The 14,589-nt window shown below is 65.9% G+C and carries 12 protein-coding genes; 8 read left to right on the forward strand and 4 right to left on the reverse strand.

The annotated features are described in order from the left end of the window. Positions 1-10 precede the first annotated feature (10 nt). From AC56KZ_RS07670 to AC56KZ_RS07705, 8 genes are all read left to right on the forward strand, one after another. Positions 11-697 carry a TetR/AcrR family transcriptional regulator gene (locus AC56KZ_RS07670; protein WP_497161557.1) on the forward strand — a complete coding sequence of 229 codons (687 nt, stop codon included), beginning with the start codon at positions 11-13 and terminating at the stop codon, positions 695-697. Between the two features lie 135 nt (positions 698-832). Further along, entirely contained in the window at positions 833-1,018 is a 186-nt protein-coding gene (locus tag AC56KZ_RS07675) for a hypothetical protein (RefSeq protein ID WP_497161558.1), read from the forward strand. 253 nt (positions 1,019-1,271) lie between these two features. Beyond that, positions 1,272-2,276 carry a polyprenyl synthetase family protein gene (locus AC56KZ_RS07680; protein WP_497161559.1) on the forward strand — a complete coding sequence of 335 codons (1,005 nt, stop codon included), beginning with the start codon at positions 1,272-1,274 and terminating at the stop codon, positions 2,274-2,276. Positions 2,277-2,303: 27 nt separating this feature from the next. Next, complete coding sequence (locus AC56KZ_RS07685; protein ID WP_497161560.1) at positions 2,304-3,602, forward strand: glycosyltransferase; 1,299 nt, start codon at positions 2,304-2,306, stop codon at positions 3,600-3,602. Beyond that, positions 3,595-4,770, forward strand: coding sequence for a lycopene beta-cyclase CrtY (gene crtY / locus AC56KZ_RS07690; RefSeq protein ID WP_497161561.1), 1,176 nt, complete (start codon positions 3,595-3,597; stop codon positions 4,768-4,770). Before AC56KZ_RS07685 ends, crtY begins: the two co-directional genes overlap by 8 nt. Next, positions 4,767-6,257 carry a phytoene desaturase gene (locus tag AC56KZ_RS07695; RefSeq protein WP_497161562.1) on the forward strand — a complete coding sequence of 497 codons (1,491 nt, stop codon included), beginning with the start codon at positions 4,767-4,769 and terminating at the stop codon, positions 6,255-6,257. The genes crtY and AC56KZ_RS07695 overlap by 4 nt, the downstream gene beginning before the upstream one ends. After that, positions 6,254-7,234 carry a 15-cis-phytoene synthase CrtB gene (gene crtB / locus AC56KZ_RS07700; protein WP_497161563.1) on the forward strand — a complete coding sequence of 327 codons (981 nt, stop codon included), beginning with the start codon at positions 6,254-6,256 and terminating at the stop codon, positions 7,232-7,234. Before AC56KZ_RS07695 ends, crtB begins: the two co-directional genes overlap by 4 nt. Before the next feature lie 144 nt (positions 7,235-7,378). After that, on the forward strand, positions 7,379-7,804 hold the full coding sequence (locus AC56KZ_RS07705) for a DUF2141 domain-containing protein (protein WP_497161564.1): 426 nt from the start codon (positions 7,379-7,381) through the stop codon (positions 7,802-7,804). 14 nt (positions 7,805-7,818) lie between these two features. Here AC56KZ_RS07705 and AC56KZ_RS07710 read toward each other — a convergent pair whose 3' ends face one another. The 4 genes from AC56KZ_RS07710 to aceE form a co-directional block, all read right to left on the reverse strand. Further along, the gene (locus AC56KZ_RS07710; protein WP_497161565.1) at positions 7,819-8,139 is read right to left on the reverse strand and encodes a hypothetical protein; all 321 of its coding nucleotides are present in this window, start codon (positions 8,137-8,139) and stop codon (positions 7,819-7,821) included. A gap of 357 nt (positions 8,140-8,496) precedes the next feature. Next, complete coding sequence (gene lpdA / locus AC56KZ_RS07715; protein ID WP_497161566.1) at positions 8,497-10,365, reverse strand: dihydrolipoyl dehydrogenase; 1,869 nt, start codon at positions 10,363-10,365, stop codon at positions 8,497-8,499. A gap of 10 nt (positions 10,366-10,375) precedes the next feature. After that, on the reverse strand, positions 10,376-11,710 hold the full coding sequence (gene aceF, locus AC56KZ_RS07720) for a dihydrolipoyllysine-residue acetyltransferase (RefSeq protein ID WP_497161567.1): 1,335 nt from the start codon (positions 11,708-11,710) through the stop codon (positions 10,376-10,378). A 77-nt stretch (positions 11,711-11,787) separates the two neighbouring features. Further along, entirely contained in the window at positions 11,788-14,481 is a 2,694-nt protein-coding gene (gene aceE, locus AC56KZ_RS07725; protein WP_497161568.1) for a pyruvate dehydrogenase (acetyl-transferring), homodimeric type, read from the reverse strand. Positions 14,482-14,589: the final 108 nt, after the last annotated feature.

Below are 14,589 nucleotides of genomic sequence, written 5' to 3' on the forward strand. Positions count from 1 at the left end.
CAGTGAGGGCATGAGCAATGTCACGAGCAACAAGATCACCAGGGGCGCCACCAAGCCGTCCGCGAAAGCCGCGCCGGTGCGCGGCGTCGGACGCCCCAGGGCGAGCGAGGTCGAAGCGCGCACCCAGGACCTGATCGACGCGGCCGCGCGCCTGTTCCTGGAGAACGGCTATACGCGCACCAGCCTGGAAGCGATCGCGCGTGCGGCGCGGGTGGCGGTGCGCACCATTTACGTGAAGTTCGGCGGCAAGGCGGGCCTGCTCGACGCGGTGCTGCTGTCGCGCCGCGACCAGTTCTTCCAGATGCGCGACATGGAACACGACCTGCGCCCCTTGCGCGAGGTGGTCGACGATTTCGCGCGCCAGTTCTTCGACCTCCTTTGCAACGAACAATTGATCGCGATGCAGCGCGTGGTGATCGCCGAGGCGCCCGGCAATCCGGAACTGGCCGACACCTTCCATGGCGCCGGCCCGCGCCTGACGCGCGACATGCTCGAACGCTTTTTCGCGCGGCCCGATGTGCGCGCGCAATTGCGCACCGATCTGCCCTTCGAACAATTGCCTGTTTTCCTCACGAGCTGGATTTCCGGCGACCCCATCGGACGCCTGGTATTTCCGCAGCTGCAGCCGGCGCCTGCCGAGGCCCATCGCCTGCTGGCCGAACGCCTGGACATGTTCTACCGCGCCGTGCTGCGCTGACCCAGCCCCTGAAGAGAATGTGCGTCATCGCACCGATCTGGTGCAAACGTATATGCAACACTGATAGCCTGATAAGAAGGAGGGTGTCATGGCTATCAACAAGAACATCTCGGCAGCAAGCTGCAAGGGGGGCATATGAGCAAAAGTTCACGTTACGAGTGGCGCGACCAGCAAGCGTCTCTGCACGAACGCATGAAAGGTTTTCTCCAGAATCCGGGTAACGAACAGCTTGAAGCCGTCCTTGCCGAAATGCGCGCCTATGCCGACGCTGCCCGCTCGGGCCACATCGAGATTCCACAGAGCTGGACCAGCTATAGTTGACCGCTTTCCTGCGAAGCAATATCCTTGCTTGTAATACAAATGCCGCCCGGCTCGCGCCTCGCGGCATTTTTCATGCCATGTCCCGAAATTGACCCTGTTCAATGGGGGAAATAATTGACGAAATTGCCGCAGTCCTGATACAAACAATGGACACACTGTTGAAATTATCAGTGCTTACCCCTTGGGGATTCCGGTATCATCCGTAGTGAAATCATCAATTTTTATTATCATCACGGCAAAAAAGGATCGGCGCATGACTACCACGACACGACCGTTCAGCGGACTCGATACGGACAAGCGCGGCGATCCCTGGCAGGCGGAGTTCGACACCATCCGCCACGAATTCGAAGAGCGCATCGCCCAGCTGCTGGCAGAGAGCGGCGACAAGGCCGACCTGCTGGCGCGCGCCATGCGCGCCGGCACCCTGGGCGCCGGCAAGCGCATGCGTCCGCTCCTGCTGATGCTGGTGGCGCGCGACCTCGGCTGCCGCTCCCCTGCCCTGGTCGACATCGCCTGCGCCGTCGAGATGGTGCATGCCGCCTCGCTCATCCTGGACGACATGCCCTGCATGGACAACGCCATGCTGCGCCGCGGCCAGCCGACCATTCACGTCCAGTTCGGCGAGGACGTCGCCATCCTGGCCTCGGTCGCCCTGCTCAGCCGCGCCTTCGGCATCCTGGCCACCGCCCCCGACATCCCGCCGCTGGTGCGCGCGCGCCTGGTCGCGAAGCTGGCGGAGACCGTCGGCGCCCAGGGGCTGGTGCGCGGCCAGTTCGAGGACCTGCGCAGCGGCGGCCATCGCAGCGCCGAGGAAATCGCCACCACCAACGAACTCAAGACCGGGGTCCTGCTCGGCGTATCGGTCGACATGGCCGCCATCGTCGCCCAATCGGACGATTGCGTCGCCCAGTCGCTGCGCGCCTTCGCGCTGGCTGCCGGCCATGCCTTCCAGATCCGCGACGACTTCCAGGATGGCCCCGGCAACGACAGCGCCGTCACCGGCAAGGACACCGGCAAGGATATCGGCAAGGCCACCATCATCAACGCCCTCGGCCGCGAGGAAGCACGCCAGCGCCTGGCCGGCCACCTCGACGACGCCGACCGCTTCCTCACCGACGCGATCGGCAGCAAGCATGGTGGCGGGCAGCACACGCGCCGCTTCGTCGACACCCTGTTCGCGTGCGGCCCGGGCCCGCGCTTCGCCGCCCAGGTCCAGGTCCAGGGGCAGGCTCAGGGGCAGATGCGGGTGCGCCATTGAGCGCTGCCAGCTAGACAAGGAGCCCGCATGTCCCATTTCGGCGTGGTGGCTCCCGCCTTCTACAGCCATTTCAGCGCCATGTCCGCGCTCGCGCTGGCGCTCGTCGCACGCGGGCACCGCGTGACCTTCTTCCAGCAGGCGGACGCCGCCACCTATGTGCGTGATGCCCGCCTGGGTTTCCATGCGCTGGGCGCCGCCAGCCATCCGGCCGGCTCGCTCGCCGCCTCGCTCGCGCGCGCCGCCAATCCCGGCAGTCCGCTCGGGCTGCGCCGCGTGATTACCGACATGGCGCGCACCACCACCATGCTGTGCCGCGAACTGCCGGCCGCGCTCGAGGCCTTGAACATCGATGCCCTGATCGTCGACCAGATGGAAGCGGCCGGCGGCCTGGTGGCCGAAAGCATGAAGCTGCCCTTCGTGTCGGTGGCGTGCGCGCTACCGGTCAACCGCGAGCCCGGCATACCGCTGCCGGTGATGCCCTTCGACTGGAGCGAGAGCGAACGCGCGCTCCAGATCGTCGAAGGCAGCACCCGCGTCTACGACTGGATGATGGGGCCGCACAGCGAGGCGATCGCGATTGAAGCGCGCCGCTTGAAGCTGCCGGCGCGCGGCGCGCTGCACGAATGCTTGTCGCCGCTGGCGCAGATCAGCCAGACCGTCGCCGGCTTCGAGTTTCCGCGCAAGGACCTGCCCGCGCACTTCCACCATGTCGGCCCGCTGCGCTCGGCAAACGCGACAGCGCCGGCGCGGATCGAGGCCATCCCCGACATCGACCCCGGACGCCCGTTTGTCTTTGCCTCGCTCGGTACGCTGCAAGGCCAGCGCTTCGGCCTGTTCAAGCGCATCGCCAAGGCTTGCCGCGCGCGCGATCTGCAGTTGCTGATTGCCCACTGCGGCGCCCTGGACGAGCGCCAGGCGCTGGCCTTGCAGCGTGCCGGCGCCACCTGGGTCTGCGCGTTCGCGCCGCAGGAGGCGGTGCTGGCGCGCGCCGACGCCGTCGTCTCGCACGCCGGCCTGAACACGGTGATGGATGCGATCGCCACGCACACGCCGATCCTGGCGCTGCCGATCGCCTTCGACCAGCCCGGCGTGGCGGCGCGCGTGTGCCAGGCCGGCATCGGCCTGAAGGCGTCGGCGCGTTTCGCCGGCAGCGCCACGATCGGCAAGCAGCTCGGCCGCCTGCTCGACGAACCCGGCTTCGCCCGCCACAGCGCGCAGCTGGCGCACAGCGTGCGCGGCGCCGGCGGCGCCGAACGGGCCGCCGACATCGTCGAGCAAGCACTGGGCCTGGGGCTGCCGGCCGGGGACGTCGTCAGCCATGCATGAGCAAGACCACGACCTGATCCTGGTCGGCGGCGGCCTGGCCAACAGCCTGATCGCGTGGCGCCTGCGCAGCCAGCGCCCGGACCTGAACATCCTGCTGCTGGAAAGCGGCGCCCGGATCGGCGGCAACCATACCTGGTCCTTCCACGACAGCGACCTGGACGCCGCCCAGCGCGCCTGGCTGGCCCCGCTCGTGCATGCCCGCTGGCCGCGCTACGACGTGCGCTTTCCCGGCCATGCACGCACCCTCGAAGGCGGCTATGCCAGCATTGCCTCCGGCGATTTCGCGCGCGTGATCGAAGCGGCCCTGGGGACATCGCTGAGGACAAGCGTGCAGGTGAGCGCGCTCGGCCCGACCTGGGTCACCCTGGCCGATGGCCGAACCCTGCATGCCGGCGCCGTCATCGATGGCCGCGGCATCCGTGCCAGCACGCGCCTGGCCCTGGGCTACCAGACCTTCCTTGGCCAGGAAGTGCAGCTGGCCTCGCCGCACGGCTTGTCCGCACCCGTCATCATGGACGCCAGCGTCGAGCAGCAGGACGGTTACCGCTTTGTGTACCTGCTGCCTTTCGGCCCGAACCGCCTGCTGATCGAAGACACCCATTATGTCGACGGCAAGCAGTGGGAGCCGGAGCGCCTGCGCGCCAACATCGCGGCCTACGCGGCGGCGCGCGGCTGGCATATCGACACGGTCATCCGCGAAGAACACGGCTCGCTGCCGATCGTACTGGCGGGCGATATCGACGGCTTCTGGGCGGACTTGCACGGCCAGCCCTGCTCCGGCCTGCGCGCCGGACTGTTCCATCACACCACCGGTTATTCGCTGCCGCACGCGGTGCGCCTGGCCGAGCGTGTAGCCAACCTGCCCGACCTGCGCGCGCCCAGCCTGTTCGCCGCCATCCACGACGAGGCGCGCCAGGCGTGGCGCGCCCAGCGCTTTTTCCGCCTGCTCAACCGCATGCTGTTCCTGGCCGGCAGTCCGAACAAACGCTGGGCCGTGATGCAGCGCTTCTACCGCCTGCCGGCGCCGCTGATCGCGCGCTTCTACGCGGGGCGTCTGCGCCTGCGCGACAAGGCGCGCGTCCTGTCCGGCAAGCCGCCCGTACCCGTGCGCCAGGCCATGGCGGCGGCATGCAAAATCCACCCGAACCAGATCAGGAATTCCGAATGAATGCATCGAAAAAAGCAGTGGTCGTCGGCGCCGGTTTCGGCGGGCTGGCCCTGGCCATCCGCCTGCAGGCCAGCGGCATCCAGACGACGCTGCTGGAAAAACGCGACAAGCCGGGCGGGCGCGCCTATGTGTATGAGGACCAGGGCTTCGTGTTCGATGCCGGCCCGACCGTCATCACCGATCCGTCCTGCATCGAAGAGCTGTTTACCGTCGCCGGCAAGCGCATCGAAGATTACGTGGAAATGCTGCCGGTGGCGCCCTTCTACCGCCTGTGCTGGGAAGACGGCAGCTTTTTCGATTATGCCAACGACCAGGAAGCCCTGGACCGTCAGATCCACGCGCGCAATCCGCTTGATGTGGCCGGCTACCAGCGCTTCCTCGCCTACTCGAAGGAAGTGTTCGACGAAGGCTATATCAAGCTCGGCGCGATTCCCTTCCTGTCCTTCCGCGACATGATCGCGGCCGGTCCGCAGCTGGCGCGACTGCAGGCCTGGCGCAGCGTCTACAGCATGGTCTCGCGCTTCGTGCAGGACGAGAAGCTGCGCATGGCCTTCTCGTTCCACTCGCTGCTGGTCGGCGGCAATCCCTTCGCCACCTCCTCGATCTACACGCTGATCCACGCGCTCGAGCGCAAGTGGGGTGTCTGGTTTCCGCGCGGCGGCACTGGTGCGCTGGTCAAGGGCCTGGTGCGCCTGTTCGAGGACATTGGCGGACGCATCGAACTGAACGCGCCGGTGGCGAAAATCGAAACCACGGGCAACCGCGTCTCGGGCGTGCGCCTGGAAGACGGCCGCCTGTTCCTGGCCGACTCGGTGGCCTCGAATGCCGACGTGGTCCATACCTACGGCTCGCTGCTCGGGCAGCACCCGCGCGGCGTGAGCGAAGCGGCCAGCCTGGGCAAGAAGCGCTTCTCGAATTCGCTGTTCGTGATCTATTTCGGCCTGAACCACCACCATGCGCAGCTGCAGCACCATACGGTCTGCTTCGGTCCGCGCTACCGCGGCCTGATCGACGAGATTTTCAAGGGCGGCGCGCTGGCCGACGATTTCTCGCTCTACCTGCACGCGCCCTGCGTCACCGACCCTTCGCTGGCGCCGCCCGGCTGCGGCAGCCACTACGTGCTGGCGCCCGTGCCGCACCTGGGCAACACCGACATCGACTGGGACGTCGAAGGGCCGCGCTACCGCGACCGCATTTTCGACTACCTGGAAGAACGCTACATGCCGGGCCTGCGCAGCCAGCTCGTCACCAGCCGCATCTTCACGCCCTTCGATTTCCGCGACCAGCTCAACGCCCACGTCGGGTCGGCCTTTTCGCTGGAACCGATCCTTACCCAAAGCGCCTGGTTCCGTCCGCACAACCGCGACAAGGAGCTATCGAACCTCTACCTGGTCGGCGCTGGCACCCATCCGGGCGCGGGCGTACCCGGGGTGATCGGCTCGGCCAAGGCGACGGCCGGCCTGATGATCGAGGAGGCCGCCGCATGAACGAAGCGCTGCTCCAGCACGCGACCGAAACGATCAAGGTCGGCTCGAAAAGCTTCAATGCCGCCGCAAAGCTGTTCGATCCGGCCACGCGCCGCAGCGTGCTGATGCTCTACGCCTGGTGCCGCCATTGCGACGATGTCGTCGACGGCCAGGAGCTCGGGTCCAGTCCAGTCGCCGGCCCGGTCGCCAGCCCTGTCGACCCCGCGCGCGAGCTCGCCCTCCTGCGCGAGCAGACCGCGCGCGCCTATGCCGGCGACGCCATGAGCGACCCCGCCTTCGCCGCCTTCCAGGAAGTGGCGCTGCGCCATGCCATCGCCCCGCGCTTCGCTTTCGATCACCTGGCCGGCTTTGCGATGGACGTCGAGGGCGCGCGCTACGAAACCATCGAGGACACGCTGCGCTACTGCTACCACGTGGCCGGCGTCGTCGGCCTGATGATGGCCGAGATCATGGGGGCGAAAGACCCGGCCGTACTCGACCGCGCCTGCGACCTCGGCCTGGCCTTCCAGCTGACCAACATCGCGCGCGACATCGTCGACGACGCCCGCAACGGCCGCTGCTACCTGCCGGGCGAATGGCTGCGCGAAGCCGGCATCCCGCCCGCCGAACTGGCCTTGCCGCGCCACCGGGTGGCGCTGGCCAAGGTGGCGGCGCGCCTGGTGGACCATGCCGAACCGTATTACGACTCGGCCGCCGACGGCGTCAAGGCCCTGCCGCTGCGCTCGAGCTGGGCGATCGCCACCGCGCGCAACGTCTACCGCCAGATCGGGATCGAAGTGAAAGCGCGCGGGCCGCGGGCCTGGGACGAGCGGGTCGGCACCTCGAAGGCGACCAAGCTGTGGCTGCTCGCCAGGGGCGGTCTTAGCGCGCTCGGTTCGCGTGTCGGGACGATGCCGCCGCGTCCTGCGCATCTGTGGCAGCGTCCAGGTGCGGCTTTCGAGGCGCACCGCCATGCAACGCCTGCAACTGCTTTTTGAGGGTGACGACCGGCGGCGCGTACAGGAAGCCGAAGGACACCGCGCCGTCCTTGCCCGACACCGCGTGGTGCATGCGGTTGGCGCAGCATCGCCCACACGGCGATTGACGCGCCTTTGTACTGGCAAACTTCACAAGGAAATCCAATGAATCAGCTATTGCGCATCATCTTGTCTGGCGCCGTGCTGCTGGGCATGACAGCGGCCTCGGTTGCCTCGGCCGCCACGGTCGAGGTCCGCGTGTCGGGCGTAACCAACGCCAAAGGAAAGGTCAGCGCCGCCGTGTGCGACAAGGAACGCTTCCTGAAACAGTGTGTCTACAGCGCCTCGGTGCCGGCCCAGGCGGGTTCGACGACCGTGATCGTGAAGGACGTCCCTCCAGGCACCTGGGCCGTGCTGGCCTACCAGGACGAAAACAATAACGGTGAACTCGACCGCAATTTGATCGGCCTGCCGAAGGAGCCGTATGGCTTCAGCCGCGACGCGCGCAACAAGTTCGGGCCGCCGCGCTTCGAAGACGCCGTCATCGAAGTCGGCGACGCCCCCACCGTGACCGAGGTGCGCCTGCGCTGAGCGGGCCTGGAGCGCTAGGCGGTCGCCGAGGCGTCGTGGCGCTGGGTCTGGTCGCCGCCGTCGAGCACGCGCATCAGGAAATGCACCTTGCGCGGCGCACGGTGACGCTCGTGGATGTCACGCGTCAGTACCTCGACCCGGCGCGGCTGCATGGCCAGCTGGCGCACGTCGACCGTCGCATCCGCCGTGTGGCCGGCAAACTGCTCCGCCAGGTGCTGGGCGACGGTGCCGTGCAAGGTGACCGGCACACCCTGAACCGTGGTGATCAGCTCGAAGGCGCGCGATTGGGGCAGGACGAATACCGTCCCGACATATTCAGTGCCGTGCTCTTCCATGTCAGTCTCCTCGCAGTTTCTGTGCAGTTTCCAGTAACACGCAACGATGCGTTGGCGCGGTTGTGAGCCCGCCGGGTCGCCTCTTCATCATAGCAAGCGTGCGGCAGGGTGCAATGGGAATATGTCGGGTGATCGTCGACGTAGGGTGGGCGGCTCGTAAGTCAGGCCCCCGGCCTGACTTACCTCACGCGTTCAACCGGTGCAAGATCAGACGAGCGAGCGGATCGTACGTGATTTGAACGCGTGAGCGGGATTTTAGTCCCCAGGACTAAAATCCCCCGCCCACCCTACGAAAACACGGACGACAAAAAAACGGAACCTCGCGGTCCCGTTTCGTTATTGCAATGTCCGTGAAGCTCAGCGCTTGCGCGGCGGCGGCAGGTCGGTGCAGACGCCCTTGTAGACTTCCGCCGCCATGCCGATCGACTCGCCCAGGGTCGGGTGCGGGTGGATCGTCTTGCCGATGTCGACGCCATCGGCGCCCATCTCGATCGCCAGCGCGATTTCGCCGATCATGTCGCCGGCATTCGTGCCGACGATCGCGCCGCCGATGATGCGGCCGGTCTCGACCTCGAACAGCAGCTTGGTGAAACCTTCGTCGCGGCCATTGGCCACGGCGCGGCCCGAGGCGGCCCACGGGAAGTGGCCCTTCTCGATCTGGATGCCCTGCTGTTTCGCTTCCTCTTCGGTCAGGCCGGCCCATGCCACTTCCGGATCGGTATACGCCACCGACGGAATGACTTTCGCGTCGAAATACACTTTTTCGCCATGCGCCGCTTCCGCCGCCACGTGCGCTTCGTGCACCGCCTTGTGGGCCAGCATCGGCTGGCCCACAAGGTCGCCGATGGCGAAGATATGCGGCACGTTGGTGCGCATCTGCTTGTCGACGCCGATGAAGCCGCGGTCCGTCACGGCCACGCCTGCTTTATCGGCGGCGATCTTCTTGCCGTTCGGGCTGCGGCCCACGGCGACGAGCACCATGTCGTAGAGCTGCGGCTCGGGTGCCGCAACGCCGGCTTCGGCCGACTCGAAGCTGACCTTGATGCCCTCGGCCAGCGCTTCCACGCCGACGGTCTTGGTCTTCAACATGATCTTGTCGAAGCGCTTCTCGTTGTACTTCTGCCAGACCTTGACCGCGTCGCGGTCTGCGCCCTGCATCAGGCCGTCCATCATTTCGACGACGTCGATGCGTGCGCCCAGGGTCGAGTAGACGGTGGCCATTTCGAGGCCGATGATGCCGCCGCCGATGACCAGCATTTTCTTCGGCACCTGGCGCAGTTCCAGCGCGCCGGTCGAATCGACGATGCGCGGGTCTTCCGGCACGAAGGGCAGTTTCACCACCGACGAGCCGGCGGCGATGATCGCCTTCGCGAACTTCACCACTTTTTTCGCGCCGTCGGCACCAAGCACTTCGATGTGGTTCGGGCTCAAGAACTGGCCCACGCCGGTCACCACGTTCACCTTGCGCGCCTTGGACATGCCGGCCAGGCCGCCGGTCATCTTCTTGATGACGCCGTCCTTGTAGGCACGCAGCTTGTCGATGTCGACATCGGGCCTGGCGAAACTCACGCCCAGGTCGCCCATGTGCGCGGTCTCGTCCATGATGTGCGCCACGTGCAGCAGCGCCTTCGACGGGATGCAGCCGACGTTCAGGCAGACACCGCCCAGGGTCGCGTATTTTTCGACCAGCACCGTGTTCATGCCGAGGTCGGCCGAACGGAAGGCGGCCGAATAACCGCCGGGACCGGCGCCCAGCACCATCATCTCGCATTCGATGTCGACCTGGCCGCTGTAGCTGGCCGCGTTCGGCGCCGGCACCGCGCCGGGGGCGACGGCGTTGGCCGGGTGCGCGGGTGCGTAGGAATCGGTGGGGCTGGGCGGCACTCCGCCAGCGGCGGCGGTCGGCGCCACGGCCTGGGCGCCGATCTGCGCCGCCGGGGCGGCAGAAGGCGCAGCAGCGGCAGCCGGCGCGGCGGACGCGCCCTCGCCCGCCTCCTCGATCATCAGCAGCAGCGAACCTTCGTTCACCTTGTCGCCGACATTGACCTTCAGCTCCTTGACCACGCCGGCGTGGGTCGACGGAATTTCCATCGAGGCCTTGTCCGATTCCACCGTGACCAGCGACTGGTCGACCTTGATCGTGTCGCCGGGCTTGACCATCAGTTCGATGATCTCGACGTCCTTGAAATCGCCGATATTCGGGACTTTTACTTCAACAGTGCTCATTCGGCGCTCCTTACAGAAGGGTCTTGCGCAGGTCGGCCAGCACTTCGGCCAGGTAGGCGGCGAAGCGTGCGGCGCCGGCGCCATCGATCACGCGGTGGTCGTAGGACAGCGACAGCGGCAGCATCAGGCGCGGCTGAAAGGCAGCGCCGTCCCACACCGGCTTCATGGCCGACTTCGACAGGCCGAGGATCGCCAGTTCCGGTGCATTGATGATCGGCGTGAATGCCGTGCCGCCGATGCCGCCGAGCGAAGAAATGGTGAAGGTCGCGCCCTGCATGTTCGCCGGGCTCAATTTGCCGTCGCGCGCCTGGGCGGACAGCTCGCCCATCTCGGTCGCGATCTGCGACACCGTCTTCTTGTCCGCATCCTTCACCACCGGGACCACCAGGCCGTTCGGGGTGTCGGCCGCAAAACCGATGTTGTAGTACTGCTTCAGGATCAGGTTGGCGCCGGTCTCGTCGAGCGAGGCGTTAAATTGCGGGAATTTCTTGAGTGCGGCGACGCTGGCCTTGATAACAAAAGCGAGCATGGTCAGCTTGACGGTCGACTTCTGCTTGGCCAGCGCAGCGTTCGAATCGACGCGGAACTGCTCCAGGTCGGTGACGTCGGCTTCGTCGAAGGTCGTCACGTGCGGGATCATGACCCAGTTGCGGTGCAGGTTCGGGCCGCTGATCTTCTTGATGCGCGACAGCGGCAGCAGTTCGGTCGGGCCGAACTTCGAGAAGTCGAGCGACGGCCATGGCAGCAGGTCGAGGCCGACGCCGGAGCCGCCCGCTTTCGCCGGGGCCGCAGCCGAGGTGGGACCCGCGGCCATCACGCCCTTGACGAAGTTCTGCACGTCGAGCTGGGTGATGCGGTTCTTCGGACCGCTGCCCGGGACGCGTGCCAGGTCGACGCCGAGTTCGCGCGCGAACTTGCGGATCGATGGCGAGGCGTGGGATTTGGAACCGTTGGCAGGTGCAGCCTCGGCGGCTGGGGCGGCGGCCGGCGCCGGCGCGGCGGCAGGCGCAGGAGCAGGTGCGGGCGCCGCAGCGGCAGCAGGCGCGGCAGCCGGAGCGGCAGCAGGTGCCGGTGCAGCTTGGGCAGCCGGCGCAGGCGCAGCGCCGGCGCTTTCCTCGAGCGTCAGCACCAGCGACCCTTCGGCCACCTTGTCGCCGACCTTTATCTTGATTTCCTTGACGACGCCGGCGTGGCTCGATGGGATTTCCATGCTTGCCTTGTCCGACTCGACGGTCACGAGCGACTGGTCGACCTTGATCGTGTCGCCCGGCTTGACCATCAATTCGATGACTTCGACTTCCTTGAAGTCGCCGATATCCGGGACTTTGACTTCCACAATGCTCATAGTGTTAGCTCCGTTATTTTTTGTATGGTTGCCATTCCTCCCCCACGGGGGCGGAATGGCGAAAACACCACTTACATTTACTGGGTCACAGGATTCGGCTTGTTGGCGTCGATGCCGTACTTCTCGATTGCTTGCGTCACGATCGACATGTCGATCTTGCCTTCGTCGGCCAGCGCGCGCAGGGCGGCGATGGTGACGTAGTAGCGGTTCACCTCGAAGAACTCGCGCAGCTTGGTGCGCGAATCGGAGCGGCCGAAACCGTCGGTGCCGAGCACTTTATAGCTGCGGTTTTTCGGCACATAGGCCCGGATCTGCTCGGCAAAAGCGCGCATGTAGTCGGTGGTCGCGATGATCGGGCCGTCGGTCACCTGCAGCAGGGACGTGACATACGGCGTGCGCTGCGGGGCGGTCGGGTTGACCATGTTCCAGCGCTCGCAATCCTGGCCGTCGCGTGCCAGCAGCGTCAGCGACGGGGCGGACCAGATGTCGGCCGCGATGCCCCAGTCGTTCTTCAGCAGCTCGGCGGCAAAGATCGACTCGCGCAGGATGGTGCCGCAACCGATCAGCTGGACGCGGTGCTCGGCTTCCTGGCCGGCCTGGAACAGGTACATGCCCTTCAGGATGCCCTCTTCCTGGCCTGCTTTGAGGCCCGGCTGCTCATAGTTCTCGTTCATGATGGTGATGTAATAGAACACGTCTTCCTGTTCCGTCACCATGCGGCGCAGGCCGTCCTGGATGATCACCGCCACTTCATGGCCGAAGGTCGGATCGTAAGGCAGGCAGTTCGGGACCGTGGCCGCGATGATGTGGCTGTGGCCGTCCTCGTGCTGCAGGCCTTCGCCGTTCAGGGTCGTGCGTCCCGCGGTGCCGCCCATCAGGAAGCCGCGCGCACGGATGTCGCCGGCCAGCCAGACCAGGTCGCCGACGCGCTGCATGCCGAACATCGAATAGAAGGTGTAGAACGGGATCATCGTGCGGTTGTTCGACGAGTACGAGGTCGCCGCGGCGATCCACGAACTCATGCCGCCCGCTTCGTTGATACCCTCCTGCAGGATCTGGCCGGCCTTGTCTTCGCGGTAGTACATGACCTGGTCCTTGTCGACCGGCTCGTACAACTGGCCCTGCTGGTTGAAAATGCCGATCTGGCGGAACAGGCCTTCCATGCCGAAGGTACGCGATTCGTCGACCAGGATCGGCACGATGCGCTGGCCCAGGCTCGGGTCTTTCAGGAGGCTGGTGATGACGCGCACATAGCTCTGCGTGGTCGAGATTTCGCGGCCCGCCGCGGTCGGCTCGAGCACGGCCTTGAAGGACGACAGCGGCGGCACGACCAGCTGCTCGTCGGCCTGCTGGCGGCGCTGGGGCAGGTAGCCGCCGAGGGCCTGGCGGCGCTCGTGCAGGTATTTCATTTCCGGCGAATCGTCGGACGGCTTGAAGAAGGGGATCTCGGCCAGCTTGTCGTCGGGAATCGGGATGTTGAAGCGGTCGCGCATTTCGCGGATCGCTTCATCGTCCAGCTTCTTGGTCTGGTGCGCGGTGTTGCGCGCCTCGCCCGACTTGCCCATGCCGAAGCCCTTGACGGTTTTCACCAGCAGCACGGTCGGCGAGCCCTTGTTCTCTTGCGCGTTCTTGAACGCCGCGTAGATCTTGTGCGGGTCGTGGCCGCCGCGGGTCAGGCGCCAGATGTCGTCGTCGCTCATGTTGGCGACCATCTTCAGCAATTCAGGATGCTTGCCGAAGAAATGCTTGCGCACGAAGGCGCCGTCCTTGGCCTTGTAGTTCTGGTATTCGCCGTCGATGGTTTCCATCATCACCCGCTGCAGGATGCCGTCCTTGTCCTTCGACAGCAGGGCGTCCCACTGCGAGCCCCAGATGACCTTGACGACGTTCCAGCCGGCGCCGCGGAAGTCCGCTTCGAGTTCCTGGATGATCTTGCCGTTGCCGCGCACCGGGCCGTCCAGGCGCTGCAGGTTGCAGTTGACGACCATGACCAGGTTGTCGAGCTGCTCGCGCGAGGCCATGCCGATCGCGCCCATCGATTCCGGCTCGTCCATCTCGCCGTCGCCGCAGAAGACCCAGACCTTGCGGTTCGCCGTATCGGCGATGCCGCGCGCGTGCAGGTATTTCAGGAAGCGCGCCTGGTAGATCGCCATCAGCGGGCCCAGGCCCATCGAGACGGTCGGGAACTGCCAGAAGTCCGGCATCAGTTTCGGGTGCGGATACGAGGACAGGCCCTTGCCGTCGACTTCGCGGCGGAAGTTCAGCAGCTGCTCTTCGGTGATGCGCCCTTCGAGGAAGGCGCGCGCGTAGATGCCGGGCGAGCTGTGGCCCTGGATGTAGAGCAGGTCGCCGCCGTGGGTCTCGGTCGGGGCATGCCAGAAGTGGTTGAAGCCGATGCCGAGCATGTTGGCGAGCGAGGCAAAGGAGGAGATGTGGCCGCCCAGGTCGCCGTCGGCGCGGTTGGCCTTGACCACCATCGCCATCGCGTTCCAGCGCATCCACGAGCGCAGGCGCTCTTCATATTCGAGGTTGCCGGGGCTGTTCACGTTCAGGTGGGCCGGAATCGTGTTGACGTAGGCGGTGTTGCTGGAGAACGGGATATGGGCGCCACGGCGGCGCGCCAGGTCGACCAGGCGCTCCATCAGGTAGTGCGCGCGGTCGGTACCTTCGTTTTCGATGACCGCTTCCAGCGCGTCGAGCCATTCCTGGGTTTCGAGCGTGTCCGGGTCGTTGGCGGCCTGGGCCGTCAACTGATCGAGTTGAGCTGACATTGATGCGTCTCCTATTGTATGGTGCCCCACCCGATCTCCAGATCGCCGGTGGCGGATTGTTTTGAACAACTAAGCTGAAAATGACTGTAGATTCTACCAGTGAGATCG

The organism is Telluria sp. LT2P34, from assembly GCF_059685915.1.